This is a genomic window from Streptomyces sp. Y2F8-2 (assembly GCF_014905555.1).
In the GTDB taxonomy this organism is placed as follows: domain Bacteria; phylum Actinomycetota; class Actinomycetes; order Streptomycetales; family Streptomycetaceae; genus Streptomyces; species Streptomyces cynarae.
Genome location: NZ_BNGS01000005.1, coordinates 136,544 through 159,315, shown reverse-complemented (window position 1 = coordinate 159,315; position 22,772 = coordinate 136,544). Strand labels below are relative to the sequence as shown.

23 protein-coding genes and 1 pseudogene are annotated in these 22,772 nt (G+C 72.0%); 10 read left to right on the top strand and 14 right to left on the bottom strand.

Going from position 1 to position 22,772, the window contains the following annotated elements; translation table 11 throughout:
• Position 1 precedes the first annotated feature (1 nt).
• From SY2F82_RS18415 to SY2F82_RS39920, 4 genes and pseudogenes are all read right to left on the bottom strand, one after another.
• Entirely contained in the window at positions 2–1,033 is a 1,032-nt protein-coding gene (locus tag SY2F82_RS18415; protein WP_200420190.1) for an ABC transporter substrate-binding protein, read from the bottom strand.
• Between the two features lie 46 nt (positions 1,034–1,079).
• Positions 1,080–1,844 carry an ABC transporter ATP-binding protein gene (locus tag SY2F82_RS18410; protein ID WP_200420189.1) on the bottom strand — a complete coding sequence of 255 codons (765 nt, stop codon included), beginning with the start codon at positions 1,842–1,844 and terminating at the stop codon, positions 1,080–1,082.
• Positions 1,817–2,694: pseudogene (locus tag SY2F82_RS18405) on the bottom strand (ABC transporter permease). Before SY2F82_RS18405 ends, SY2F82_RS18410 begins: the two are co-directional and overlap by 28 nt.
• A 132-nt stretch (positions 2,695–2,826) precedes the next feature.
• Complete coding sequence (locus SY2F82_RS39920) at positions 2,827–2,910, bottom strand: putative leader peptide (protein WP_313884353.1); 84 nt, start codon at positions 2,908–2,910, stop codon at positions 2,827–2,829.
• 122 nt (positions 2,911–3,032) lie between these two features.
• On the opposite strand from SY2F82_RS39920, the gene SY2F82_RS18400 reads away from it, so the two are divergent.
• The 6 genes from SY2F82_RS18400 to SY2F82_RS18375 all read left to right on the top strand — a co-directional run bounded on the left by SY2F82_RS18400 (position 3,033) and on the right by SY2F82_RS18375 (position 7,623).
• A complete protein-coding gene (locus tag SY2F82_RS18400; RefSeq protein ID WP_200420188.1) occupies positions 3,033–3,455 on the top strand; it encodes a secondary thiamine-phosphate synthase enzyme YjbQ in 423 nt (140 codons plus the stop codon).
• A 153-nt stretch (positions 3,456–3,608) separates the two neighbouring features.
• Complete coding sequence (locus SY2F82_RS18395) at positions 3,609–4,286, top strand: HemK2/MTQ2 family protein methyltransferase (RefSeq protein WP_200420187.1); 678 nt, start codon at positions 3,609–3,611, stop codon at positions 4,284–4,286.
• Entirely contained in the window at positions 4,270–4,641 is a 372-nt protein-coding gene (locus SY2F82_RS39915; protein ID WP_374707176.1) for a CDGSH iron-sulfur domain-containing protein, read from the top strand. Before SY2F82_RS18395 ends, SY2F82_RS39915 begins: the two co-directional genes overlap by 17 nt.
• Positions 4,638–5,657: an iron-containing redox enzyme family protein gene (locus SY2F82_RS18385; protein WP_200420186.1), complete on the top strand. Its 1,020-nt coding sequence runs from the start codon at positions 4,638–4,640 to the stop codon at positions 5,655–5,657. The genes SY2F82_RS39915 and SY2F82_RS18385 overlap by 4 nt, the downstream gene beginning before the upstream one ends.
• Before the next feature lie 92 nt (positions 5,658–5,749).
• Positions 5,750–5,938, top strand: a complete 189-nt coding sequence (locus tag SY2F82_RS18380) for a hypothetical protein (protein ID WP_200420185.1) — start codon at positions 5,750–5,752, stop codon at positions 5,936–5,938.
• Positions 5,939–6,174: 236 nt separating this feature from the next.
• Entirely contained in the window at positions 6,175–7,623 is a 1,449-nt protein-coding gene (locus SY2F82_RS18375) for a ubiquinol-cytochrome c reductase cytochrome b subunit (RefSeq protein WP_236041660.1), read from the top strand.
• Here the strand turns inward: SY2F82_RS18375 and SY2F82_RS18370 are convergent.
• Positions 7,553–7,942 (bottom strand): cytochrome c oxidase subunit 4, encoded by a 390-nt coding sequence (locus SY2F82_RS18370; protein ID WP_200420184.1) that lies wholly within the window; start codon positions 7,940–7,942, stop codon positions 7,553–7,555. The two genes, SY2F82_RS18375 and SY2F82_RS18370, sit on opposite strands and share 71 nt — an antisense overlap.
• Positions 7,939–9,612 carry a cytochrome c oxidase subunit I gene (gene ctaD / locus SY2F82_RS18365; protein WP_200420183.1) on the bottom strand — a complete coding sequence of 558 codons (1,674 nt, stop codon included), beginning with the start codon at positions 9,610–9,612 and terminating at the stop codon, positions 7,939–7,941. Before ctaD ends, SY2F82_RS18370 begins: the two co-directional genes overlap by 4 nt.
• 231 nt (positions 9,613–9,843) lie before the next feature.
• On the opposite strand from ctaD, the gene SY2F82_RS18360 reads away from it, so the two are divergent.
• Together SY2F82_RS18360 and SY2F82_RS18355 are read left to right on the top strand one after the other, a co-directional pair.
• On the top strand, positions 9,844–10,212 hold the full coding sequence (locus SY2F82_RS18360) for a DUF6479 family protein (protein WP_200420182.1): 369 nt from the start codon (positions 9,844–9,846) through the stop codon (positions 10,210–10,212).
• A 165-nt stretch (positions 10,213–10,377) separates the two neighbouring features.
• The gene (locus SY2F82_RS18355; RefSeq protein ID WP_200420181.1) at positions 10,378–10,797 is read left to right on the top strand and encodes a CBS domain-containing protein; all 420 of its coding nucleotides are present in this window, start codon (positions 10,378–10,380) and stop codon (positions 10,795–10,797) included.
• An 84-nt stretch (positions 10,798–10,881) separates the two neighbouring features.
• Here SY2F82_RS18355 and SY2F82_RS18350 read toward each other — a convergent pair whose 3' ends face one another.
• The gene (locus SY2F82_RS18350) at positions 10,882–11,286 is read right to left on the bottom strand and encodes a DUF5997 family protein (RefSeq protein WP_200420180.1); all 405 of its coding nucleotides are present in this window, start codon (positions 11,284–11,286) and stop codon (positions 10,882–10,884) included.
• 58 nt (positions 11,287–11,344) lie between these two features.
• Here SY2F82_RS18350 and SY2F82_RS18345 point away from each other — a divergent pair, with 58 nt between their 5' ends.
• Positions 11,345–12,112 carry a LysR substrate-binding domain-containing protein gene (locus tag SY2F82_RS18345; RefSeq protein ID WP_200420179.1) on the top strand — a complete coding sequence of 256 codons (768 nt, stop codon included), beginning with the start codon at positions 11,345–11,347 and terminating at the stop codon, positions 12,110–12,112.
• A gap of 120 nt (positions 12,113–12,232) precedes the next feature.
• Here SY2F82_RS18345 and SY2F82_RS18340 read toward each other — a convergent pair whose 3' ends face one another.
• The 3 genes from SY2F82_RS18340 to SY2F82_RS18330 all read right to left on the bottom strand — a co-directional run bounded on the left by SY2F82_RS18340 (position 12,233) and on the right by SY2F82_RS18330 (position 16,636).
• Complete coding sequence (locus SY2F82_RS18340; RefSeq protein ID WP_200420178.1) at positions 12,233–15,382, bottom strand: carboxyl transferase domain-containing protein; 3,150 nt, start codon at positions 15,380–15,382, stop codon at positions 12,233–12,235.
• A gap of 25 nt (positions 15,383–15,407) precedes the next feature.
• Positions 15,408–16,097 carry an HAD family phosphatase gene (locus SY2F82_RS18335; RefSeq protein ID WP_200420177.1) on the bottom strand — a complete coding sequence of 230 codons (690 nt, stop codon included), beginning with the start codon at positions 16,095–16,097 and terminating at the stop codon, positions 15,408–15,410.
• 62 nt (positions 16,098–16,159) lie between these two features.
• Positions 16,160–16,636, bottom strand: a complete 477-nt coding sequence (locus tag SY2F82_RS18330) for an Lrp/AsnC family transcriptional regulator (protein WP_200420176.1) — start codon at positions 16,634–16,636, stop codon at positions 16,160–16,162.
• Positions 16,637–16,892: 256 nt separating this feature from the next.
• Here SY2F82_RS18330 and SY2F82_RS18325 point away from each other — a divergent pair, with 256 nt between their 5' ends.
• Positions 16,893–18,380, top strand: a complete 1,488-nt coding sequence (locus SY2F82_RS18325; RefSeq protein WP_200420572.1) for an FUSC family protein — start codon at positions 16,893–16,895, stop codon at positions 18,378–18,380.
• 107 nt (positions 18,381–18,487) lie between these two features.
• On the opposite strand, the gene SY2F82_RS18320 is transcribed toward SY2F82_RS18325, so the two are convergent.
• The 4 genes from SY2F82_RS18320 to SY2F82_RS18305 form a co-directional block, all read right to left on the bottom strand.
• Positions 18,488–19,411: a sirohydrochlorin chelatase gene (locus SY2F82_RS18320; RefSeq protein ID WP_200420175.1), complete on the bottom strand. Its 924-nt coding sequence runs from the start codon at positions 19,409–19,411 to the stop codon at positions 18,488–18,490.
• 177 nt (positions 19,412–19,588) lie between these two features.
• Positions 19,589–20,548 (bottom strand): BadF/BadG/BcrA/BcrD ATPase family protein, encoded by a 960-nt coding sequence (locus SY2F82_RS18315; protein WP_236041659.1) that lies wholly within the window; start codon positions 20,546–20,548, stop codon positions 19,589–19,591.
• A gap of 59 nt (positions 20,549–20,607) precedes the next feature.
• Positions 20,608–21,285 carry a uracil-DNA glycosylase gene (locus tag SY2F82_RS18310; protein WP_200420174.1) on the bottom strand — a complete coding sequence of 226 codons (678 nt, stop codon included), beginning with the start codon at positions 21,283–21,285 and terminating at the stop codon, positions 20,608–20,610.
• A 113-nt stretch (positions 21,286–21,398) separates the two neighbouring features.
• Positions 21,399–22,484 (bottom strand): sialidase family protein, encoded by a 1,086-nt coding sequence (locus SY2F82_RS18305; protein WP_200420173.1) that lies wholly within the window; start codon positions 22,482–22,484, stop codon positions 21,399–21,401.
• Positions 22,485–22,772: the final 288 nt, after the last annotated feature.

Sequence of the window (22,772 nt, the reverse complement as noted above, 5' to 3'; positions counted from 1 at the left end):
GTCACGACTCCTTCAGGACGCGGGGCGTCGCGGTGGACGGGGGCAGGTTGCCGTTGAACTCGGTGTCCACGAAGTCGCCGAAGTTCACCTTGCGGGGGATGAGCTTCAGGCTGGTGAAGGTGTCCGCGATCTGCTGCTCGGAGGCGATCAGTGACTTGTCCACCGCGACCGGGACCCGGGAGGCGTTGGTGCGCTTCACCGCGGCGAGCGCCACCTCGTACGACAGACCGGTGTCCTTCGCCCACACCTTGGCCCAGGCCTCGGGGTGCGCGTAGACCCAGCCCTGCGCGCGCCGCAGCCGCTCCAGGTAGTCCTTGATGGCCGCGGCCTTCTTCTTGTCCTTAAGGGCGCTCGGAGCCGCCACCTGGAAGGTGAGGCCGTTGGTCACGCCGTCGCCGGTGGTGAGGACGCGTCCCTGACCCCCTTGCAGCACCTGCGAGGTGTACGGGTCCCACACCGCCCAGGCGTCGACCTTGCCGCTCGTGAACGCGGCCAGGGCGTCGGCCGGCTGCAGGTACTTGACCTTCACGTCGCTCAACTTCAGCCCGGCCTTGTTGAGGGAGGCCACCAGTTGGTAGTGCGCGGACGAACCCTGCGCCACCGCAATCGACTTGCCCCTGAGCTGCTGCACCGCGCTCAGCCGGGAGTTCTTCGATACGAGGATGGCATCGCCCTTGGACGTGCCGTGCCAGGCGGCCACCACCGTGATCTTCGAGCCGGCGCCCGCGGCGAAGACCGGTGGGGTGTTGCCGACGCCCCCGATGTCGACGGCGCCCGCGTTGACCGCCTCCAGCAGGGGCGGCCCGGAGGTGAAGGTGGACCACTTGATCTTGTAGTCGAGGTTCTTGAGCTCACCGGCGGCCTCCAGGACCGCCTCCGAACCTCCCTTCTGGTCACCGACGTTGAGGGTGAGGGAGCCCTTGCCGTCGGTTCGGCCGCCGGCCGAGGTCTCGGCAGCGGAGTTCCCACCGCAGGCGGTGAGCAGCAGGGCGAAGGGCAGGAGCAGCGCGGCGGGCAGGAGGCGTCGTCGCATGACGGATCCGTTCGTGTGCAGTGGGTGACAGGAATGAGCGGGGGAGTCAGCCGGCTTCGGCGGCCGTGGCGACGCCGAGGCGTTCCAGCAGCCCGGCGCGCACCTCCGCGAAGCGGGGGTCGGTGATGTCGCGAGGGCGGTCCAGGTCGACTGTCGTCTCGTGGGCGATGACGCCGCCGTCCATCACCAGGACGCGGTCGGCGAGCAGCACCGCCTCCTCGACGTCGTGCGTGACCAGCAGAACGGCGCAACCACGCCGCTGCCACAGCTCGCCCACCAGGCGCTGGGCCTTGATACGGGTGAGCGCGTCGAGCGCGCCGAACGGCTCGTCGAGCAGCAGCAGATCCGGTTCGCGCACCAGGGCGCGCGCCAGGGATGCACGCTGGGCCTCGCCGCCGGAGAGGGTCTTCGGCCAGGCGTCCGAGCGGTGCGCCAGGCCGACCTCCTCCAACGCCTTCTCGGCGACGGTGCGTTCGGGCTTGCCGGGCAGCCCGAGCAGCACATTGCGCCACACCTTCTTCCATGGCATCAGCCGGGGCGCCTGGAAGGCGACCGCCTTGCGGCGCGGGACGAGGACGGTGCCCTCCATGTCGCGGTCGAGGCCGGCGAGGATGCGCAGCAGGGTCGACTTGCCGCAGCCGCTGCGGCCCAGCAGGGCCACGAACTCTCCGGGTCGCACGTCGAGTTGCAGGCGGTCGATGACGGCGCGCCCGTCGAAGGAGCGGGTGAGCCCCTCGACGCGGACGGCCGAGGCGGGCGCCGCGGCCTTTGCGGCGCCGGTCGTCACCGGCCCGTGAACGTCGGTCGCCATTGCAGCAGCAGCCTTTCGAGGGAGCGGACGATGAAGTCGGCGAGCAGGCCGAAGAAGGCGTAGACGATCAGGCAGACCATGATCACGTCGGTCCGCAGGAAGTCCCGCGCCTGCACCATGAGGAAGCCGATCCCGGCATCCGCGTTGACCTGCTCGGCGAACACCAGGGCGAGCCAGGCGATGCCGAGGGAGTAGCGCAGACCCGTCATCGCGCCGGGCAACGCGCCCGGCAGGACGACATGCCGGACGAGCCCCCACCGGGAGAGCCCCAGGGACTCTCCGGCCTCGATCAGCTGGGCGTCCACGCCGCGGATGCCGGCGTAGACGTTGAGATAGAGCGGAAAGGTCACGCCGAGGGTGATGATGGCGACCTTCGGGGCCTCACCGATGCCGAACCAGATGATGAACAGCGGGATCAGGCCGACGAACGGGACCGTTCTCAGCATTTGGACGGGTGCGTCCACGAGGTCCTCGCCGATGCAAACAGCCCGGAGACGAGGGCCAGTCCGGTGCCGGTGACGGTGCCGAGCAGCAGACCGGCCGCGACCCGGCGCAGCGAGGTGCCCATCGCGGCGGGCAGGGATCCGTCGGCGACGAGATCGCCCGCGACCTGAGCGATCCTGCCCGGAGAGGCGAGGACGTCGGAGGGCAACACGCCTGTGCTGCTGAGAAGTTGCCAGAGGGCCAGCAGCAGGAGTGGGCCGGAGGTGCGCCGCAGCCAGCGGGGGACGCGGGTGCGGCGGGCGGAGGAGGGGACGAGGGGTTCGAGCTCGGGCGGCGCCTGCCTATCTTTCGATATAGCGGAAATGTCGGATTCGGAGGCGCCGGGTGGGGCATGGCTGATGCTCATGAGTGCTCCATGAGGAGGAGAGCGGCCGGACGGGGACGCACCTTGGCGGCGCCGCGTCAGAGGGGGCTCAGACGTGCGGGCAGGGCCGTGTCAAGGCGAGGAGAAGAGGGTGAAAGAGAGGGAAAGAGGGCGTCAGCGGCCGCGGCGACACGCGGCAGAGGCCACCCGCAGCAGGTCGATGTGACCGCGCGTGGTGAGCAGGGCTGAACGCAACATGCGGCTGAAAGTAGCCAGATGGCGCCTTCGAGGTCAACGGCGTCTCGGCAAGTGGACCGCTCGTATCGCCGGACGGGCCATCAGCTGTGTGTGAGGTCGGGCGTGTGGGTGACGATGGAGGCATGTCCGATGCCTTCAGCAGCCGCGTCCTGAATATCGCCACCGGATCCTCGGAGACGGTCTTCGACCTCACCCAGGAATGTGTGACCTTCCTCCGTGAGGTGAGCAGGGGCCGGGACGGCCTCCTGAACGTTTTCGTGCCACACGCCACGGCCGGCGTGGCGATCATCGAGACGGGCGCCGGCAGTGACGACGACCTCCTGGCCGCCCTGCACACCCTCCTCCCGGCCGACGATCGTTGGCAGCACCGCCACGGCAGCCCCGGCCACGGCCGCGACCACGTCCTCCCGGCCCTCGTCCCGCCCCACGCGACCCTGCCGGTCGTCGGCGGAGAGCTGGAACTGGGGACCTGGCAGTCGGTATGTCTGGTGGACACGAACCGGGACAACGCCCAGCGCCAGGTGCGGTTGAGCTTCCTCGGGTGAGCCTCGCGGGGGCTTCGGGGCGCCCGGAGTGAGAAGGGGCACGTGTCGAGTACGTGCAGTGGGGGACTCGGGGTGCGCAGGCAAAGATCCGCACCAGCCGTGGTGCGCCGCGGCTGGTGCCGATAGCGCCTGCGTAGTCGACCGGAGGAGCCGATGACCGTCGAAACCCCCTGTCCGCCCCTTCCTGCCCCCGCGTGGACCCCGCCGGGCGTCTACGAGCCGCAGGAGGACACCTGGCTGCTGACGCGTGCGCTGCGCCGGGAAGAGATCACCCCCGGGGCGGACGTCCTCGACCTGGGCACCGGCAGCGGCGCCCTGGCCCTGGAGGCAGCACGGCTCGGCGCGCGTGTCACCGCCGTCGACATCTCCTGGCGGGCGGTGCTGGCGGCCCGGGTGAACGCGCTGCTCAGCGGGCAGCGCATCAGCGTGCGCCGCGGCGACCTCACGGCGGCCGTGCCCGGACGCCGCTTCGACCTGGTGGTCAGCAATCCGCCGTACGTGCCCTCACCCGTTGCCGGAAGCCCCCGGGGCTCCGCCCGCGCCTGGGACGCCGGCTGGGACGGGCGGCTGCTTCTGGACCGCATCTGTGATGCCGCGCCCGGGTACCTGCGCGCCCACGGAGTGCTCCTCTTGGTGCACTCCGCGCTGTCCGGGGTGGACGAGACCCTGGACCGACTCACCTCGGCGGGGCTCAGCGCCGGGGTCACGGATCGCGTCCCCATTCCGTTCGGCCGGGTGCTGCGGTCCCGGCTGGCCTGGTTGCGGCAGCGCGGTCTGCCCGCCGACGACATGGTGGAAGAGCTGGTGGTCGTCCGTGCCGTACGAGAGTGAACGTGTGGTCCGCATCCGGGCCGATCGCGACGGCCCACTGCTGGTCGAAGGTCCCGTGGAGGTCACCGGCCCCGACGGCGACACCGTCGTCAGCCGGCGGTTCGTGGTGGCGATCTGCACCTGCCGACGCAGCCGCACCTACCCATGGTGCGACACCAGCCATCGCCGCCGCGGGAAACCGACGGACGACCGGGAAACCGGCCCGAAGGAGATGCGGGACGACCGGGAAGCCGGGCGGACAGACGTGCCGGGCGACCCGCAGACCGGGCGGAGGGAGATGCCGGAGGAGCCGCAAGCGGGGTGCGGAAGGACTTGCGACGATCAGGACTGGGGACGGAAGGAGACACGCGCGTGACGACCGGCCGACGTGAACCACGCCAGTTCAGCCCGCCGCTGCCCCTGCCCAGGGGCCCTCTCTCGCACGGTGCGGTCAGCGCGCTGCGTGAGCGGGGCAGCCCGCTGTCGCTGGCCTCCCTCGCGGACAGCGACCCGTACGGCGAAGACCTGCAGCTGGCGTTGTACGTCCTGTACGAACTGCACTACCAGGGGTTCGACGGGGTCGATGACGACCACGAGTGGGACCCCGCCCTGCTCACCTTCCGCCGCGCCCTCGAAGACCGTTTCCTGGACGCTCTGCGTGCAGACGTCCCGGTCGACGCCGGCGCGCAGGAGGCCCTGGACGAACTCCAGGTCGAACCCGTCGGCGACGGCGGCGGCAGCGTCACCCACTTCCTGCGGAGCGAGGGCGAACTGCGCCACCTCAGGGAGTACGCGGCGCTGCGATCGCTGTACCACCTCAAGGAGGCCGACCCGCATGCCTGGGTGATCCCCCGGCTGCACGGCAGGGCCAAGGCGGCCATGGTGGCCGTCGAGTTCGACGAGTTCGGGGCGGGACGGGCCGACGAGATCCACGCGGGCCTCTTCGCCGACCTGATGGAGGACCTGGGGCTCAACACGGCCTACGGCTACTACGTGGAGGCCGCGCCCGCGGAGATGCTCGCCACGGTCAACCTCATGTCCCTCCTCGGCCTGCACCGCAGCCTGCGCGGCGCGCTGACCGGCCATTTCGCAGCGGTCGAGGTCACCTCTTCCCCCGGCTCCCGCCGCCTGGCCGAGGCCATGCGCCGGACGGGTGCGGGGGAGGCGGCCGCCCGCTTCTACGACGAGCACGTGGTGGCGGACGCCGTGCACGAACAGGTCGTACGCCATGACGTGATCGGCGGGCTGTTGGAGAGCGAACCGCATCTCGAGGCGGACGTCGTGTTCGGGATCCGCGCCACCGGCTTCCTCGAGGACCGGCTCGGCGCCCTCCTCCTCAAGACGTGGCGCGGCGGGGACAGCGCCCTGCGCACGGGGGCACTGGCCGCCTGACGCGTCCGGCATCCCGCGGCGCGGGCGGGGAACCCGCTCGGCGACAACGACAGGGGCACACAAGGACAGGGGCACATCGGGAAGGAGACGTCATGACCGAACACCGAGATGACGAAGAGTTCTACAAGCGTGACCGCCCGGCCCATCCGACGCTGGAGGAGGACCGGCCTCGCGGCGGGAAGGCCAAGGCGCCGGCGAAGAACCGCGGGTCCTGGAGCATGGTGGCGATCATCGTCGTGATCGTCCTGCTGATCGTCCTCGGCATCGCGCTCTTCCCCTGACGACGGGCGGCGTGAAGGCAGGGGTGGTCGTCGGCGGCCCGAGGGCCGCACAGGGCATGGGACGGTCGGTGAGAGGCGGGAGAAGGAGGCGTTCCGTGGACCGTGACCGGTGTGAGGGGTCCGCCGACCACCCGGGGGGAGGCACGGTGAAGGCGGAGCACCGGCCACCGGCCCCGTCCGCGGCATCCGAAGTCCGCCGTCCCGGGGAGCGGTTCGCCGACGCGGCGGACGGGCGGCTGCCCCTGCTGGACGGCGGCGGACGACTGCTGCGCAAGGCATTCCCCGAGCACTGGTCGTTCCTCCTCGGCGAGATCGCGCTCTACAGCCTGATCGTGCTGATCGTGACCGGCGTGTGGCTGACGCTCTTCTTCAAGCCGGCGATGCACGAGGTCGTCTACCACGGGCCTTACGTGCCGCTGCGCGGGACGCCGGTGTCGGAGGCGTTCGACGCGACCCTGCACATCAGCTTCGAGGTGCGCGGTGGCCTGCTCATGCGGCAGATGCACCACTGGGCCGCGTTGGTGTTCGTCTCCGCGATCGGTCTGCATCTGCTGAGGATCTTCTTCACCGGTGCCTTCCGCAGGCCCCGGGAGATCAACTGGATCATCGGTGTCACGCTGTTCCTGATCGCCCTGGCCGAGGGCTTCGCGGGCTACTCGCTCCCCGACGACCTTCTCTCCGGCACGGGACTGCGCATCGCCCAGGGCATCATGCTGTCCCTGCCGGTCGTGGGGACCTACGTCAGCATGTTCGTGTTCGGGTCGCAGTACCCCGGCGAGGACATCGTGTCGCGGCTGTACCCCGTGCACGTCCTGCTGCTGCCCGGAGCACTGCTCGCCCTGGTCACCGTGCACCTGATCCTGGTCTTCCACCTGAAGCACACCCAGTGGCGCGGCCCGCGCGCGACCAACCGGAACGTCATCGGCAAGCCGCTCTTCCCGCAGTTCGCCGCGTCCTCCCTCGGCCTGTCCCTCATGGTCTTCGGCGTCATCGCGATGCTCGGCTCAGTCGCCCAGATCAACCCGGTGTGGACGTACGGCCCCTACCGGCCGGACCAGGCGTCGACCGGCTCGCAGCCCGACTGGTACGTCGGCTTCCTGGAGGGATCGCTGCGGCTGATGCCGCGCTGGGAGACCACCGTCGCCGGCCACACGATCATGTGGAACGTGCTGCTGCCGGGGGTCGTCCTACCGTTGTTGCTGTTCGCCGTCCTGTACGCCTACCCGTTCGTCGAACAGCGGCTGACGGGAGAGCGGCACCGGGAACAGCACCTCTGCGACCGGCCGCGGGAACGCCCGGTGCGCACCGGGCTCGGCGTCGCCGGGATCACCTTCTACGGCGTCCTGCTGCTGGCCGGCGGCAACGACATCGTGGCCGACACCTTCCAGATCTCGCTGAACTCTCTGACCTGGACCCTGCGCATCGCCCTCGTGGCGGCGCCCGTGGCCGCCTTCCTGTTCACCCGCCGACTGTGCCACGCCCTGCTGGAGGCGGAGCAGAAACGCCTGGCCGAGGGCGAGGAGACCGGGGAGGTGCGGCAGACCGTGGAGGGCGGCTACGAGAGCGGCCACGAGCCGGTGACCGACTTCCGGCCGGGAGTGCCGAGGAAGCCGCTCAGCTCCCTCGAGCCGCGTACTGGAACACCATCCCGAGAACACCCCGAGCCAGCACCCCGAGGCCGATGAGGAACAGCCACAGCCCGAAGACCACACCGGTCGCGGCGAGGGCGAAGCCGAGCGCCGTGACCACGGGCCACGGGCTGTGGGCCGGGAAGAACTCCAGCGGACCGGCCGCGTCCATCACCTCGGCGTCCTTGCGGTCCTGCGGGCGACGCCCCTTGCGCCGGTACTGCACGGCGCAGAAGAAGGCGACCAGGGCCGCCATCCCGAAGGCGATGACCAGGCACGCCGTACCCGCCGGATCCCTCGACCAGGCACCGTAGAGAACGGCGGAGCCCGCGAAGAACACGGCGACGCCGCCGAAGAGCATGGCCTCGGTCTTCATCGCGCTCCCTCCTCGAGGGACTGCCGCAGGGCCTGGGGATGGTGCAGCTCGAAGGCGGGCGAGTCGGACCGCACCCGGGGCAGGGCCACGAAGTTGTGGCGCGGTGGCGGGCAGGACGTCGCCCACTCCAGCGAGCGGCCGTAACCCCAGGGGTCGTCTTCGGTGACCCGTTGGCCGTACCGCGCGGTGCGCCAGACGTTGTACAGGAACGGCAGCGTGGAGACGCCCAGCAGGAACGCGCCCGCGGACGAGAGCGTGTTCAGCAGGGTGAAGCCGTCGGCCGGCAGGTAGTCGGCGTAGCGGCGGGGCATGCCCTCCGTGCCGAGCCAGTGCTGCACCAGGAAGGTGAGCTGGAAGGCGGGGAACAGCAGCCAGAAGTGCAGTGTGCCGAGCCGCTCGTCCAGCATCTTCCCGGTGAACTTCGGCCACCAGAAGTAGAAGCCCGCGAACATCGCGAACACCACGGTGCCGAAGAGGACGTAGTGCAGGTGCGCCACGACGAAGTACGAGTCGGTGACATGGAAGTCAATCGGCGGCGACGCGAGGAGCACACCGCTCAGGCCGCCCAGCAGGAACGTCACCAGGAAACCGAGCGACCACAGCATCGGTGTCTCGAACGACAGCGACCCGCGGTGCATCGTGCCGATCCACGCGAAGAACTTGATCCCCGTCGGGACCGCGATCAGGAACGACATCAGGGAGAAGAACGGCAACAGCACGGCACCCGTCGTGAACATGTGGTGCGCCCACACGACCGCGGAGAGCATGGTGATCGCGGTCGTCGCGCCGATCATCGGCAGATAGCCGAACAGCGGCTTGCGCGAGAACACCGGGAGGATCTCCGAGATCACCCCGAAGAACGGCAACGCCACGATGTACACCTCCGGGTGTCCGAAGAACCAGAACAGGTGCTGCCACAGGATGGCGCCGCCGTTCGTCGCGTCGAAGACGTGTGCCCCGAACTTACGGTCGGCCTCCAGCGCCAGCAGCGCGGCCGTGAGCACGGGGAACGCGGGCAGCACCAGGATCGACGTGAACAGGACGTTCCAGGTGAAGATCGGCATCCGGAACATCGTCATGCCAGGGGCCCGCAGACACATGATCGTGGCGATGAAGTTGACCGCGCCCAGTGTCGTCGACACACCCGTCACCACCAGGCCCATCGTCCACAGATCGCCGCCGGCGCCGGGCGTGCGGTAAGCGCTGTTCAGTGGGGCGTAGGCGAACCAGCCGAACGAGGCGGCCCCGGACGGCGTCAGGAACCCGGACACCACCATCAGGCCGCCGAACAGGTACATCCAGTACGACAGGGCGTTCAGGCGCGGGAACGCCACGTCCGGGGCACCGATCTGCAGCGGCATCACCGCGTTGGCGAATCCGGCGAACATGGGCGTCGCGAAGAGCAGCATCATCACCGTGCCGTGCACCGTGAAGAGCTGGTTGTAGAAGTCCTCGGACATGAACTGCAGGCCCGGACGGGCCAGCTCCGCCCGCATCGCCATCGCCAGCAGACCGGCGAAGAGGAAGAAGCAGAACGCGGTGACCATGTACAGACGACCGATCACCTTGTGGTCGGTCGTCGTCATCCAGTTCAGCACCGTGCGGCCGAGAGGGGAGGAGGCGGTGGCCTTCCGCCGGAGGTCCGCGCTGTATTCCGACAGTTCTGTCATCGTCCTCCTCCACGCGCCGTCGCCCGCGGTGTCACACCCGGCGCACGGGCCGGACGGCACGCGGGCGCGTCGCGGGTGCCCCGGCTCGGCCGGGAGAAACCGGTCGGGAGGAGGAAGAGACCACCGCCGCGCGGCCCCGCGCTTGAAGCCGGTCCGTCGACCCGGTTCCGCCGCCGTCGCGGGCGCCCGCAGGCGAAGGGTTCATTCCCCGCAGCGGGGTACCCGGAGAAAATGCTGACGATCTCTCTTCAACTAGCCGCTTCCGATGCCGCCTGGGGCGTGCTCGGCGCCTTCGTCGGCGGTCTCCTCATCGCGGGAGCCCTGGTGTGGGCCGTCCGGCTCGGCATCAAGGTGCGACGCCGGGAACCGTCGCCGCCGCGCCCCTCCGACCAGCCGACCCGGCCGACCTCCGGACCCGTCATGGAGTCCCGGGAGGCCAGGGAGCCGAACGAGGTTCCGCGTGCGCAGGACGAGAGCGAGCGTCTCACCCCGCACGAGGTCCACGCCTCCGGCACCCGGCGCAGCGAGCAGCAGAAGCGCCCACGCTGGAACTCCGGCTCCAGTGGCTCCTTCGGCAGCGGGGGCTCCGGCGCCACCTGACCGGAGGTGGCCCGTCCCGGCGGACCGCCGCGGCGCGGGAGACCGCGCCGCAGCCGTGCAGGACCACGCCCACCGGGTACTCGGCGCCTGAGCGGCGGGGACCGGAACCGCCGCCCCGGGGAAGCCCTGGGGAGACCTGGGAGACCTGTGGAGAAGGGACACGTCATGGCCCAGCACGTACGCGACATCATGACCGCCGAGCCCGTCAAGGTCGAACCGCAGACCTCGCTGGCGACGGTGGCACAGATCATGCGCGATCGGGACATCGGAGCCGTCCTCGTCACCGAGAAGGACCATCTGCGTGGACTGGTCACCGACCGCGACCTCGTGGTGCGCGCGCTCGCGGAGGGAGCCGACCCGCAGGAGACGACGGTGGCCCGCGCGTGCAGTGAAGAGCTGGTCACCCTGACCCCCGACGAGGACCTGGACCGCGCGATTCAGGTGATGCGCGAGCACCACATCCGCCGTGTCCCCGTCGTCGAGGGCGGAGAGCCGGTGGGGATCATCTCCCTCGGCGACCTGGCCGTGGAGCGTCAGCCGGAGTCGGCGCTCGGCGACATCAGCGCGGCGGAGCCCAACGTCTAGGACACCACGTCCGGGAGGATCCGGGGCCGGGCATCAGCCCGGCCCCGCTGCCGCGCGTACGGCCGGCGCCTGTGCTCGGCGGCTTCAGGGGCGCGGACGACCGGACTGTTCGGCGCGCTCGGCGTCCCGCTTCTTGATGCGCGCGGCCTCCTTGCGGACCTCGGCCTGGGTGGCGCGCTCCTTCTCCAGCCACTCGGGACGGTCCTTCTTCAGCGCCTCGATCTGCTCCGTGGTGAGGGCCTCGGTGACTCCGCCGCGTGCGAGGCCGGCGATGGAGACGCCCAGCTTCGCCGCGACCACCGGGCGCGGGTGCGGGCCGTTGCGTCGCAGCTCCCGCAGCCACTCGGGCGGGTTGGCCTGGAGCTCGTTCAGCTCGGCCCGGGAGACGGCACCCTCCTGGAACTCGGCGGGGGTGGCGGGGAGGTACACACCCAGCTTCTTGGCCGCGGTGGCGGGCTTCATCGTCTGGGTGGTCTGCTGCGACTTCATGCTGTCCAGACTATCGGCCGGATTCGGGCCCTTTGACCACGCCCGGTAACCTGGCGGGGTGACAGGCACGGATGCATCCCCCTCGTTTCGGCTCGTGTACGTCCCCGGGGCGACGCCCGCCAAATGGGCGCGGATCTGGAACGAACGCCTGCCCGATGTACCGCTCACCCTGCTTCAGGTGCCGGCGGCCGAAGCGCCCGAGGTGCTGGGCGGCGGCGAGGCGGACGCGGGGCTTGTACGGCTGCCGGTGGATCGCACGGTGTTCAGCGCGATCCCGCTTTACACCGAGACCACGGTGGTCGTCGTCCCCAAGGACCACGTGGTGGCAGCCGTCGACGAGGTGTCCTGCGACGATCTCGCCGACGAGGTCGTCCTCCACCCCCTCGACGACGTCCTGGGCTGGGAGCGACCGCCGGGCGAGCCCGCCTTCGAGCGCCCTGCCACCACCGAGGACGCCATCGAACTCGTGGCGGCGGGCGTGGGTCTGCTCGTCGTGCCCCAGTCGCTGGCGCGGCTGTACCACCGCCGCGACCTCACCTACCGCCCGGTGGTGGACGCGCCCCAGTCGAGCGTGGCCCTGTCCTGGCCCGAGGACGCGACCACCGACCTGGTGGAGGACTTCATCGGGATCGTGCGCGGACGGACGGTCAACAGCACCCGGGGCCGCACCCCCGCCCAGCCCCCTGCCGAAACGAAGCGTCAGCGCACCGACGCGGCAGGGACCCGGCGCAAGCCCGCCCCCGGGAAGTCGACCGGCCGCAGTCCCCGCAGCGGTTCCGGCGGCCCCAAGGCCGCACGGCGCGGCAAGCCCCGTCGGCGGTCGTGACGGGGCCGGACAAGGGGCGAGAAACGACAGGACCCGGCGCGGAAGGATCGTGCCCGGCGTCTCCGGCCGACGGCTCGGAGCCTCGCCGCAGCAGCCCTGGGGACCCGCGGCCACATCCGCTCACCAGGTGTCGACGAACCCCCGCCCGCGCGCGTCGCGGGGCCCCTCCCAACCGTCCAGGGCCGCCAGCACCCAGCGCCGTGAGTCGGCCGGGTCGATCACCGCGTCGATGTCCAGGGCCGCCGCAGCATTGACCGCCTTGCCCTGCTCGTACAGCTCGGCGACCCGTTCCTCGAACGCGCGGGCCCGCTCCTCGGGGTCCTGGATCGCCGCCAGCTCCCTGCGGTAGCCGAGGCGGACCGCGCCCTCCAGTCCCATGCCGCCGAACTCGCCCGTGGGCCAGGCGGCGCAGGCGAGCGGCGCGCGGGTGGAGCCGCCCATCATCGCCATCGCGCCCAGCCCGTACGCCTTCCTGAGCACCAAACTCACCAGCGGCACCCGCAGGTTCGCGCCCGTCACGAACATGCGCGCGAAGTGCCGTACCGTCGCGGTCCGTTCTGCGTCCGGTCCCACCATGAAACCGGGCGTGTCGCACAGCGAGAGGATCGGCAGCCCGAAGGCGTCGCACAGCTGGAGGAAGCGCGCCGTCTTGTCCGCGGCGTCCCGGTCGAGGGCTCCGCCCAGGTGCCCCGGATTGTTCGCGATCAGACCCATCGGGCGGCCCTCGATCCGCACCAGAGACGTCACCACACCCGCGCCGAAGGCCCGCCGCAGCTCCAGCACCGACCCGGTGTCGGCCAGCGCCTCGATCACCGTGCGCACCTCGTAGACCCGCCTGCGGTTCTCCGGAACGGCGTGCCGCAGCAGCCGCTGGTCCGGGGCCTCCCAGGCGGTCCGCGTTCCTTGGAAGTACGACAGGTAGCGGCGCGCCACCTCCACCGCCTCCACCTCGTCGGCGGCCGCCACGTCCACCACCCCGTTCGGTGCCTGGACCGACAGCGGCCCCACCTCCTCGGGCCGGAACACGCCGAGCCCGCCGCCCTCGATCATCGCCGGGCCGCCCATGCCGATCGTGGCCTCCGGCGTGGCGATCACCATGTCGCAGCAGCCGAGGAGGGCCGCGTTGCCGGCGAAACAGCGCCCCGAGGCGATGCCGACCAGGGGGACGAGACCGCTGAGACGGCCCATCTGGTGGAACGTGGTCAGCTCCAGGCCCGAGACGGAGACTCCGTCCGTGTCACCGGGGCGGCCCCCGCCGCCTTCCGCGAACAGCACCACCGGCAGCCGCCGCTCCTCGGCGATCTGCAGCATCCGGTCGGTCTTGCGATGGTTCTGCAGCCCTTGCGTGCCCGCGAGGACCGTGTAGTCGTACGACATGACGACGCACGGCTCGCCGTTCACGCGCCCGGTGCCGGTGACCATGCCGTCCGCCGGAGTCGCCCGGATCAGGTCCTCCAGCGAGCGCCGGCGCCGCTGCGCCGCCACCGTCAGCGCACCGAACTCGGTGAACGACCCCTCGTCGCACAGATCCTCGATGTTCTCGCGCGCCGTACGCCGGCCGGAGGCGTGCCGCTTGGCGACGGCGTCCGGGCGGTGCTCGTCCAGGCCGAAGGCGTGCCGCCGCACCACCTCCGCGAGATCGGGCCGCACGGCGTCCAGGTCCACCGCCGGGACTCCGCCGTCCTGGTGCGGATCGTCGTCGGTGACGTCGAGCTCCACCAGGGTCCGTCCTTCGGCCACCGTGTCCCCCACGCGCGCGTGCACCGCGCGGACGACCCCGGAGCCCGGTGCGCGGACGACGTGCTCCATCTTCATCGCCTCCAGCACCAGCACCTGCTGCCCGGAGCGCACGGCGTCACCCGGCGCGACCTCGACCGAGAGCACCGTGCCGCTCAGCGGTGCCCCCAAGGTGCCGTCCGCCGACCCGGCCGCCACGCCCGATTCCTCGGGCAGCAGTTCCGGCAGGTGCTGTTCGACGAATCCCGTGTGCGCCCAGAACCCGGGTTGAGCGAGGAGCGCCCGCAGCAGGGGGACAGACGTCCGAACCCCCTCGATGGCGAACTCACCCAGCGCGCGGCGGGCCCGGGCGCAGGCGGCCTGCCAGCCGCCGTGCGAAACGTGTGCCACCACCTTGGCGAGCAGTGCGTCGTAGCGCACGCCGACCTCGGCGCCCGCGCGGACCGCCGTGTCGACCCTGATCCCCGGGCCCGTCGGCACGTCGAAGCGCGTCAGCCGCCCGGACGACGGGCGCACCGTGCCGTCCGCCTCCGCCACCTCGGCGTTGACCCGCGCCTGCACGGCGAAACCGCGCGGCGGATCGGGCGGTCCCGCCAGCCCCAGCGACGCCAGCGACTCGCCCGCCGCCAGGCGCAGTTGTACGGCCACCAGATCGACGCCCGTCACCTCCTCGGTGACCGTGTGCTCCACCTGGAGCCGTGGATTGGCCTCGATGAAGTGGAACTCCTCGCCCCGCACCAGGAATTCGAACGTGCCGAGCCCGGTGTAGAGCGCGGCGCGCGCCAGCCGCAGGGCGGTCGACACGAGTGCGGTCCGTACGTGGTCCGGGAGTTCGGGCGCGGGCGCGATCTCGACGAGTTTCTGGTGCCGGCGCTGGGCGCTGCAGTCCCGCTCCCACAGATGCGTGAGGGCGCCCTGCGCGTCGCCGAGGATCTGCACCTCGATGTGCCGGGCGCCCTCCAGCAGCCGCTCGGCGTACACCGTGTCGAGCCCGAAGCCCTGCCGGGCCTCGGAGCGGCAGCGCTCCCACGCCCCGGCCAGTTCATCGGCCGTCCGCACCACCCGCATACCGCGCCCGCCGCCCCCGCCGACCGCCTTGATCATCAGCGGGCCGTCGCGGAGGAACTCCCGGGCCTCCTGCACGGTCGTTCCCCCTCCGGGCAGGACGGGCACCCCGAGCTCCGAGGCGAAGGCACGCGCGCGTGCCTTGTCGCCGAAGAGGGCCAGAGTGTCGGGGGACGGGCCGACGAACGTGACCTGCCCGGCGGCGCAGCGCCGGGCGAACTCCGCGTCCTCGCTGAGGAATCCGTATCCCGGGTGCAGGAACGCGCAGCCGGTCGAACGTGCGGCGGTCAGCAGCGCCTCCGCGTCGCGGTAGTCCGGGACCGGTACGCTCTCGTCGGCGTACCGGACGTGCGCGTCGTCGCCGTCCGCGTACACCGCGACCGTCCGCAGGCCCAGTTCGGCGGCGGCGCGCAGCACCCGGACGGCGATCTCCCCGCGGTTGGCGACGAGTACGGCCTCGGAACCCATGAACCCCTCCCCGGTCGCAAGAAGGCTACGAGGGCGCCGACCCCAGCAGCCAGTCGTAGGCCGTCCGGGCGGTGAACTCCGCCTGCCCGCCGCGCAACAGCAGCCCCGCCGTGGCGAACGCCGGGTCGTCGGCCTGAGCGGCGACGTACGGGACCGCGATGCACCGCATCCCGGCCGCGTGAGCGGCGACGACTCCCGGTGCCGCGTCCTCCACGACCACGCAGTCGGCCGGGGACGTGCCGAGGCGGCGCGCGGCTTCGAGGAAGACGTCCGGGGCCGGCTTGCCGTGCGCGACCTCGTCGGCCGAGACGGCCGTGCCGAGCCATGCGCCCAGGCCCGTGCCCGCCAGGACCGCCTCGATGGCCTCACGTGAGGAGCCCGAGGCGACGGCCATCGGCACGCCCGCGCCGGCCAGCAGCTCCACGAACTTCCGCATCTCCGGGTGGACCGGGGTGGCGGCGCGGGCGAGCGCCAGATAGCGCCGGTCCTTCTCCGCGAGCAACTCGTCGAGCGGGGACGTGAGGCCGTAGCGTTCCTGCCAGTGGACCAGCGTCTCCCGTGTGCTGACGCCGACGTACCGCTCGTGGTCCGCCCAGGCGTAGGTGACGCCCTGCCCGGCGAGGAGCTGCCGGCCCGCCTCGAAGTAGTTGGGCTCGCTGTCCACGAGGGTCCCGTCGAGATCGAAGACGACAGCGGTGGCGCCGAGGGTGCTCATGGGCTCCAGCATGCCAAGGGGCGGCCCGTGCCCCGCCCGGGGGCCCGTGCCCCGCCCGGGGGTCAGTTCGCCGCCGCGCGGCCGATCGACTCCACCAACGGCAGCAGGCGGTGCGGTACGCGTTCGCGCAGTGCCACCTCCGTGCGGGTGCGGACCACCCCGGGCAGGCTGATCAGCTTCTGGATGACGTCCTCCAGATGTGCGTTGTCGCGTGCGACCACCCGGGTCAGCAGGTCGCCGCCACCGGTGATGGAGAACGCCTCCACGATCTCCGGCACAGCCGCGAGCGCGTCGCCCACCTCGTCCAGATGCCCCTGCGTGACCTCGATGTGCACGAAGGCCAGCACGGGGTGCCCGAGCGCGGCGGGGGACAGGGACGGCCCCGTGCCGGTGATCACCCCGTCGCGTTCCAGACGGTCGAGGCGGGCCTGGAGAGTGCCCCGGGCGATGCCCAGGATGCGCGCGTACTCGCGCACGCTGGTGCGCGGCTGTTCGAGCAGCAGCCGCAGGATGCGGGTGTCGAGTCCGTCCACGGCCATGGTCCGTTGGCCTCCCGGTGGTATCAATGGATCTTCTTCGACTGTACCAATGGACCAGTGAAAAGCGCGCCAGTTGAGCCATTGCGGCTCTGATGTTTTCCTTAGGGGTATCAATGGCGCCGCGCAGCGCAGGACCGGTGACGAGGCCGGAATCCGTGCCCGCGGCGCCATTCCCATGTCCTGGCGTCGCGATGACATGAGAAGTGGGGGCGGACGGACGACGGTGACTCACCCGGCGCTGAAGAAGTTGAAGAAGATGTTCACGGCTCCGGATCCGGGGCTGTTCCGGCTGCGCGTGTCGCTGCGCGCGGTGCTCGGCATCGGCCTCGCCGTGACCGCGTGCGAGGCGGCCGGGCTGTCGCTGCCGGCCTCGGTCACCGGCGGGCTCGCCGCGCTGCTGGCGCTGTTCACGGTCGCCGACCCGACGGTGCGCGGCCAGGCGGTCACCACCGCGCTGCTGCCCGCCGTCGGCCTTCCGGTCCTCACGGCCGCCACCGCCCTGCACGATGTGCCGGCGGTGCGGGACGCGGTCTGGCTCACGGTCGTCTTCGCCGGTGTGTACGCCCGTCGCCGGGGGCCGCGCGGGCATGCGCTCGGCATCTTCGCCTTCATGACCTTCTTCGTCGCGCAGTTCCTGCACGCCGTCCCGGGGCAGCTTCCGGAGCTGTACGCGGCCGTGGCGCTCTCGCTCGCCACCGCGTCGGCGGTGCGCTTCGGGGTGTGGTGCGTCGAACGCCGTACGCCGCTGCCCGCCGCGCCCGCACCGCTCGGCGGCCGCGGCCTCGCCCGGCCCGCCACCCGCCAGGCCTTCCAGGCGACCGCCGCTTGCGCCTTCGCCATCGCAGCGGGCCAGGTGCTCTCCCACGAGCGCTGGTACTGGGCCGTCGGCACCGCCTGGTGGATCTTCGTGAACACCGCCTCGCGCGGCGAGACGCTGGTGCGCGGCTTCAGGCGGGTCGTCGGCACGGTCACCGGCATCGTCGCCGGGCTGCTGGTCGCGGTGCCGCTGCACGGCTCCCCGGCGCCCACCGCCGCGCTCGTCGCCGTCTGCGTCTTCGGCATCTTCTACACGGCGGCCCCGTCCTACAGCTGGATGATGTTCTTCGTCACCGTGATGGCGGGCCTGCTCTACGGCCTCCTCGGCGTGCTGCACCCGGGGCTGCTCGCTCTGCGCCTCGCGGAGACGGGCGTCGGGGCCCTGGGGGCGGCCCTCGCCGTCACGCTCGTCCTGCCGATCACCACGCACACGGTCACCGACCAGTGGGTGCGCCGAGCCGTGCACGCGGTGCACGCCTGCACCGCCGCGGCGGCACGGCGGCTCGCGGGCGACCCGGAGGCGGACCCCGCGTCGCGCGCGGCAGAGCTCGAGGCGCTGCTGGGGCGCGTCCGGCAGGCGCTCGCGCCGTTGGTGCATCCGCTGAACCCGCTGCGTGCGCGCAAGGCGCGGGCCCGCCAGGTGCTGGCGCTGCTCGACGAGTGCGCCCGTCGAACGCGCGGCCTCGTCGCCGTCGCCGCCGACCCGGACGCCTCGCACGACGCCCGTCTCACGGACGCGTGCCGGCGCGTCGAGACCGCGGTGGAGGCGCTGCTCGGAGCGGTCCCCGAACGAGCCCTGACGTCTCCCGCGGGCGTTCCGGGCCACCACCCCGGCGCCGAGCAGGCCCTCAGCCACCTCCACGGACTGGAACGGGCCCTGATCGCCCTGGCCGTTCCTCTGCACGGATCGTCCCCGGTCCGGGTCTGACGCCGGTCACCCCGCAGCGGCCTCGGCGGCAGGCCTGCCCGTGACACGGCCAAGGGCCCGCTCCCGACAGGAGCGGGCCCTTGGCCGTACGGGTGTGTCGGGCGGGGTCAGCGGACCGGCGTCCCCTGCGGCTGCTGCGGGGCGATGCCCAGCGCCGTCGTGTACTTGGCGAGCGCCAGCTTGCCGATCGCCGGGTACGGGCCGAGCGCCTCGGCGGCGGGGCAGCCCGCCTCCTCGGCGGCCGCCTCCAGCAGCCCCGGCTCGAGTTCCGGGCCGATCAGGTACGGCGCGAGCGCCAGCTGCTGCGAGCCCGAGGAACGCAGCTGCTCGGCCACGGAGGTGATCGAACCCTCCTGGTCCAGCGCCGCCGCCATTACCGGGACGGCGAGCCGCGCGGCCAGCAGCATGCCCGTGATCCCGGCCGCCTGCACGGCCTCGTCGCCGCCGACGGAGGCGAGGATGATGCCGTCCGCGGCCGTCGCGACCGTGAACAGGCGGGCGCGGTCGGCACGGGCCAGACCGGCCTCGGACAGGCGCACGTGCAGCGCCTCGGCGAGCAGCGGGTGCGGGCCGAGGGCATCGGTCAGGTCGGCCGCGACCCGGCTGTCCATGACGGCCTTGCGGACGCGGCGCAGCAGCGCGCTGTCCGGCCCGGCCAGCAGCGGCACCACCACGGCGACGGGGCCGTCGGGCTCCTTCACGTCCAGGCCCGCGGCGACCGCCTGCTCGTAGCGCGCGGTGCGCTCCTCGGCGGTGTGCGTGAGCACGGACCTCAGCGCGGGGAACTCCGAGTCGTCCCCGTCCAGGTAGCCGATGCGCGCGTCCAGGCCGGGCAGCTCGGAACGCGCGATGCTCACGACCTCCTCGGCGAGGCTGCGCGTGGCGGCGCTGGGCGTGCCCGGCACCGCGAGGACGAGCGCGGGCGCGCCCTCGGGAGCCACCAGGGGTTCCGGGCGGCGGTGCCGGCCGGGCTGGCGGGGTCGCGGCATTCGTACAGGCAGGCCGGATGCGGGCCCAGTGGGGGAGCTCATGGCGCCGCATGCTACTGGCTTTGTGGGCTCCCCTGTTCGGGGAGGGTGCAGGTGAGCGGTATCCGTCCGGTTTTGTCTGATGAGTTACGTGCGGATGAGAAGTGATCGATACGGTGTGACTTATCCGCCGCGTACGAGGACGTAACTTCCCTCTCCCGGCAAGGGGAATCACTCGCTCTATTCGGTCACGACATGCAACAGGTGTTCGTCGTCGGGGAGTGTGAGTGAATCGTTCGCGAGTGCGAGCGCGATGCGTACGGCGCCGTACAGGGGGTCACCCTCCGCGGGGACCAGGCGAGCCTGCGGCACCCGGCGCGCCAACTCGCGCCGCAGCGGTACGAGAAGGGGCTCGCCCACCCGGAACAGGCCCCCGGTGAGGGCGACGCGGGGCTCGCCCGAGGCGGGGCACACGGCCGCCGCCGACTCGGCCATGTGCCGGGCGGCCGCCCCCAGGATGCCGTCGGCGACCGGGTCGTCCGCGGCACAGGCGGCCACTTCGGGAGCGAACGAGGCCAGCACCGCCGCCCGGTCGGGGCGCGGGTACACCTTGCCGGGCAGGCCGGTGACCGGGCCGAACATCGCCTCGGCCCGCGCCAGCAGACGCTCCGAACCGCCGGGCCGCCCGTCATGCGCGCGCAGCGCCGCCTCCAGCCCGGCCCGCCCGATCCACGCGCCGCCGCCGCAGTCGCCCAGCAGATGACCCCAGCCGTCCGCCCGGTGCCAGCTCGTCAGATCCGTGCCGAGCGCGATCAGGCCGGTGCCGGCCGCCACCACCGCGCCGGGGCGTGCGCCGAGCGCGCCCGCGTAGGCGGTGACGGCGTCCGCGACCAGCGCCACCCGGCGTGCACCGAGCTCACGGGCCAGCGCGCCAGGAAGCCGGGCGCGCAGGTCGTCACCCAGCGTGGCCAGGCCTGCCGTCCCGACCGCGACCGCCCGTACTTCGGCACCACCGGAGTCCGCCAGCAGCCGCCGTGCGATCGGCAGGAGTAGTTCCAGCAGATGCCCGGCATCGATCCCCCGGGCACCGGTGCGCACCGGCTCCCCAGACGTGCGTGGGACCGTCGCAGCCGAGGCCGGGCCGCCTCGCGGGGCGAGGGCGATCCGCAGGCCGGAGCCCCCGGAGTCCACGGCGAGCACGGCTTCCGGCACCGCGCCGGGTACATCCGCCGACAGAACGGACCCCTGCCCGGAGGGTGTCACGGCAGACGCCAGTCCACCGGCTGCCCACCCTGCCGGATCAGCAGGTCGTTGGCCCGGCTGAACGGCCGCGAGCCGAAGAAGCCCCGGTCCGCCGACATCGGGGACGGGTGCGCGGACTCGATCGCCGGGAGATCGCCCAGCAGCGGGCGCAGATTGCGCGCGTCGCGGCCCCACAGGATGGACACCAGCGGCTTGCCGCGCCCGGCCAGCGCCCGGATCGCCTGCTCGGTGACCTCCTCCCAGCCCTTGCCGCGGTGGGCCGCAGGACGGCGCGGAGCCGTGGTGAGCGCCCTGTTGAGCAACAGCACGCCCTGCCCGGTCCACGGGGTGAGGTCGCCGTTGGACGGCTGGGGCAGGCCCAGGTCCGCGTTCAGCTCCCGGAAGATGTTGATCAGGCTGCCGGGCAGCGGCCGTACGTCCGGAGCGACGGAGAACGACAACCCGACAGCGTGGCCCGGTGTGGGATAGGGGTCCTGGCCGACGATCAGGACGCGGACCTCGTCGAAGGGCTGCTGGAAGGCCCGCAGGACGTTCGGTCCCGCCGGGAGGTAGGTGCGCCCCGCGGCGATCTCCGCGCGCAGGAAGTCTCCCATCGCGGCGATCCGTTCGGCCACCGGCTCCAGGGCCTTCGCCCAGCCTGCTTCGACGATTTCATGCAACGGTCGTGGTGCCACGGGCGTCACCCTACTGCCGCGCGCGCACCAGCGATCAACCGGTGACCCATGGGTGACCGGGAATGATCGCGCGGCGGGCGAACAGGGGCCTCAACCGGCGCATTGATGTCCGATCAGGCGATCACCGCCGCCCGGACGCACAGCACGTCCGGCAGATGGGAGGCGAGCCGCTGCCAGCTGTCACCGTCGTCCGCCGACGCGTAGACCTCGCCGTTGCGGTTGCCGAAGTAGACGCCCGCCGGGTCCGCGTCGTCCGTGCACAGGGCGTCCCGCAGGACCGTGCCGTAGTGGTCCTCGGTCGGCAGCCCCGCCGTGAGCGGCTCCCAGCTCTTTCCCGCGTCCGCCGTCCGGAACACGCGGCACCGGTGGTCGGCCGGGACACGGTCCGCGTCCGCGTTGATCGGGAAGACGTACGCCGTGTCCCCGCGGTGCGGATGGGCGGCCACGGCGAACCCGAACGTCGACGGCAGACCCTCGCCGATGTCCGTCCAGTGGGCGCCCGCGTCGTCGCTTCTGTACACCCCCCAGTGGTTCTGCAGATAGAGCCGGTCCAAAGCCGCCGCGTCCTGGGCGATCTTGTGCACGCACTGGCCGAACTCGGGGTTCGGATCGGGCAGGAACACCGCGGAGACCCCGGAGTTGGACGGCTCCCAGCTCGCGCCGCCGTCCCGGGTGCGGAAGACGCCGGCCGTCGACACGGCGACCGTCACGGCCTTGGGGTCCCGTCTGTCGGTGACCACGGTGTGCAGGCCCTCGCCGCCTCCGCCCGGCACCCACTTGTCGCGCGTCGGGTGCTCCCACAGGGGGCGCACCAGCTCGAAGCTCTCGCCGCGATCCTCGGAGCGGTACAGCGCGGCCGGTTCCGTGCCCGCGTACACCACGTCCGGCTCCGCCACGGCCGGGTGCAGCTGCCAGACACGCTCCAGCGAAGCGCCGGTGTCCTTGGGGAACTTGACGGCGGGCCGCGCGGGTTCCGTCCAGGTGCGGCCCAGGTCGTCGGAGTGGAAGACCGAGGGCCCCCAGTGCGCGCTGCCGCCTCCGACCAGCAGGCGCGGGGCGGCGCCGCGGGTGTCGATCGCCACCGAGTAGACGGCCTGTGCGTTGAAGTACGGGCTTTCGTCGAACTCCCAGGCGCCGCCTCGTCGCCGCGCGATGAACAGTCCTTTGCGTGTGCCCACGGTGAGCAGTACGTCGGCCATGCCGGCCACCTCCGAAACGCCGTTGTCCCAGACATGGGTCAGTCTGCACCCCGGCACTGACAGTCACCCCCGTGGACGGAGTCACTGCAGGTCAGAGCCGTGTTTCCGGACAGCGGGGAGGGAGCGTGCCGGGCGACGGGCGAGCCTTGAGGGCTTCGCGCGGGGGCCGGTGAACCCGAGGGCCGGCCGACGTCGGGTGAGCAGTGGCGGGCCCGCTCGCGTATGGGAGGGCGGTCGGGGGGTGTCCGTGCATGCGTGAGGAGGATGCCATCGATGAGGTGGCTGTCG